2 protein-coding genes and 1 riboswitch are annotated in these 3,279 nt (G+C 67.2%); of the genes, one reads left to right on the plus strand and one right to left on the minus strand.

Going from position 1 to position 3,279, the window contains the following annotated elements; translation table 11 throughout:
• Positions 1-150: 150 nt before the first annotated feature.
• Positions 151-1,383, minus strand: a complete 1,233-nt coding sequence (thrC, locus tag VGZ23_19075; GenBank protein HEV2359698.1) for a threonine synthase — start codon at positions 1,381-1,383, stop codon at positions 151-153.
• 83 nt (positions 1,384-1,466) lie between these two features.
• Positions 1,467-1,579: riboswitch (SAM riboswitch) on the minus strand.
• A 166-nt stretch (positions 1,580-1,745) separates the two neighbouring features.
• Between thrC and VGZ23_19080 the strand changes: the two genes are divergently transcribed.
• Positions 1,746-3,008 (plus strand): ISNCY family transposase, encoded by a 1,263-nt coding sequence (locus VGZ23_19080; GenBank protein ID HEV2359699.1) that lies wholly within the window; start codon positions 1,746-1,748, stop codon positions 3,006-3,008.
• Positions 3,009-3,279: the final 271 nt, after the last annotated feature.

The raw sequence follows: 3,279 nt of genomic DNA on the forward strand, positions 1-3,279 counted from the left end.
TGGGCCAGGTCGGCGCCGCCGACCTCGATCAGCCGCGCGCCGTTCGTGAGCTGGCGCAGCGGCGTGGGAATCCGTACCCGAACCGCCATGAGAACGCTCCCTCCCCGTCCAACGCGGGACCTTCTGCCGAATCTGTGGCGAAACTCTCCCCTACGCCGTCGCCGGCTGCAGCACGCGCGCCTCGAACGACGCGAGGGTCGGCTTGATGCGCACGGGCGCCGCGAGCCGCGACTCCACGGCTTCGAGGGCCTTCAACCCGATGCCGGTGATGTAGGCGACGACCGTTTCGTCCGGATCGATGGCGCCGGCGAGCGCCAGCTTCCGCAGCACGCCCACCGTGACGCCGCCGGCCGGCTCGGTGAACAGCCCCTCGGTCTCGGCAAGCAGCTGGATCGCGTCAACCGTCTCCTCGTCGGACGCGGCCTCGACGGCCCCGCCCGTGCGGCGCGCGATGTCGAGCACGTACGGACCGTCGGCCGGGTTGCCGATCGCGAGCGACTTGGCGACGGTGCTCGGGATCACCGGCACGACCGTATCGGTCTCAGCGTGGTACGCCGTCGCGATCGGTCCGCACCCCTCCGCCTGCGCCGCGGTCATCCGCACCGTGTGCGCCGGGATCACCCCGAGCCGCTGAAACTCCTCGAAGGCCTTCTGGATCTTCACAAACATGTTGCCCGAGCCCACCGGCACCACGACGCGGTCCGGCGCCCGCCACCCCAACTGCTCGGCGACTTCGAACCCGAGCGTCTTCGCGCCCTCCGAGTAGTACGGCCGCAGGTTGACGTTGGCGATCGCCCAGCGGTGCTCTTCCCCGATCTCGAGGCAGAGCCGGTTGACGTCGTCGTACGTGCCCTCGACTTCCACGAGCGTGGGCCGGTACGCCGACGTGGTGACGATTTTCGCGCGCTCGAGCCCGGTCGGAATGAACACGACCGCCCGGAGGCCGGCTTTCGCCGCATGGGCCGCGACGGCGTTGGCCAGGTTGCCGGTGCTGGCACAGGACACCACGCTGAACTCGAACGTGCGCACCGCGGCGAGCGCGCACGCTACGACGCGGTCTTTGAACGACCAGGTCGGATTGCGGGTGTCGTTCTTGAGGTACAGGTTGCGGAGCCCGAGGACCCGGCCGAGCCGTTCGGCCCGGACGAGCGGCGTATAACCGGGAGCGAGGTCCCAAGCCGGCACGCGTTGGACCGGAAGAAAATCCTGGTACCGCCAGATCGACGCCGGACCGGAGAGTATCCGCGTCCGCAGCGCCTCACCGGCGAGCCCGCCGTGATCGTACTCGACTTCGAGCGGACCGAAACAAGCTTCGCACACGAAGATCGGATCGAGCGCGTACCGCCGGCCACACTCGCGACACATCAGCCCCGTTGCTCCCATCTCTCCCCTCCCATCCCGTTCGCGTCGCGCCCGCATTTGGACGCAACAAAAATCCCCCTCCCAACTCCGAGGGGGATCACTCCCTCTTATCTACCGGAATTGGATCTTCCGCGGGATTTAGCACCACGCCAGGCGGGAAAACCTGGTAGGCTGCCGGGTGTCATCGGGCCCGTCCCTCGACCACTCTGGATAAGAGTTGCTATTCAGTTGTGACTTACGGTAGCACACGCGTCTGTCGGTGTCAATTCGAACAACTCAACTGTGTAATAGGTCAATGATTTTGTCCTCCCTTAATGGGTCAGTGAATATGTCCTCTCATGACGAGGGAGACGATCACCTTGACCCAGCGGGAGCACCAGCGCATGCACGTTTTGTCCCGGGTCCTTGACGGGGTCCTGCGCGGCCGGGAAGCCGCCCGGCTCTTGGCTCTGTCGCCACGACACATTCGGCGGCTCCGACGACGGCTCGAACAGCAGGGCCCGGCGGCCCTTGCCCATGGCAACCGCGGTCGGCCGTCCCCACGCCGGCTCGCTGAGAAAATCCGCGCCCGCATCCTGAGTCTCGCGCGGACCCTCTACACCGGTGTGAATGATCACCAGCTCACCGAATTCCTCGCGGACCGTGAGGGCATCCGGGTGTCCCGCAAGACCGTGCAGCGCCTGCTGCGTGCCGCCGGCATCGGCAGTCCTCGCACGCGCCGCCCGCCCCGCCATCGTCGCCGCCGCGAGCGCATGCCCCAGGCCGGGCTCCTCGTCCAGCTGGACGGCAGCCACCATTCCTGGCTCGAAGATCGCGGGCCCTGGCTCGTGCTTCTCGCCGCCATCGATGACGCCACCGGCGAAGTCCTCGCCGGGGTCTTTCGCCCGGAGGAAGACGCCCATGGCTATTTCCTGCTTCTCCGCCGCCTCATCCAACGCTATGGTGTCCCCGCTGGCGCCTACACCGATCGCCACGGCTTGTTTCATCGCGATCCCCGCACGCCCCGGTCCGTGATGGAGCAATTGACGGATACCGTGCCCTCGACGCAGCTCGGCCGCGCCTTCCAGGAATTAGGCATCACCTGGATCCCCGCGTCCTCGCCCCAGGGCAAGGGCCGCATCGAACGTCTCTTTGGCACCTTCCAGGATCGCCTCGTCGTCGAATTGCGGCTCGCGCAGGCCCGCACGCTCGCCGACGCCCAGCGCGTCCTCGATCACTTTCTCCCGCGCTACAACGCGCGCTTCGCCCAGCCAGCCGCCGATCCCGAGCCGGCTTGGCAACCCGCCCCGCCTCATCTCGACCGCATCTGCTGCTTTAAGTACCAGCGCACCGTCAGCCACGACAACACCATCTCGCTCGACGGGCGCCTGCTGCAACTTGCGCCCGGCCCGGGCGGCCGCAGCTACACCGGCACTCGCGTCGACGTCTATGCCCGCCTCAATGGCACGCTGGCCGTCTACTACCGCGGCCACCGGCTCCGGGCCAAACCACTCTCCCATCGGCAGCACGTTCGCCGACCCAGCCCCCCACCGCAGCCACCGCGCTCTCCAGCCCACACGCCGTCAGCCGATCACCCGTGGCGGCGAACTATGAGCGAAGAGATCCGCCGCAAGCACCTCAAACTGCAGGGAGTGACATTTTCATGAACCCATTAGGGGGACAGGATCATTGACCTACGACACCACTTGAACGGACGTCGAAACGCGGCTAGAGTACAGGCGTCGCCGTGGGAACCTTTCGCCACGCCATCGAGCTAGGCGCCGGGCCAACCGGTCCATTTGAGGCCCTCGAGGCCTTGGTGAACACAGGGGCCACCTATACGACCGTTCCGGCGGCCGTCCTCCAGCGGCTCGGCGTCACGCCCCACGCTCAGGAGACGTTTGTCCTCGCGGACGGCCGCCGTATTGCGAGCGCCCT

It is taken from the genome of bacterium (genome assembly GCA_035945995.1).
GTDB lineage: Bacteria > Sysuimicrobiota > Sysuimicrobiia > Sysuimicrobiales > Segetimicrobiaceae > DASSJF01.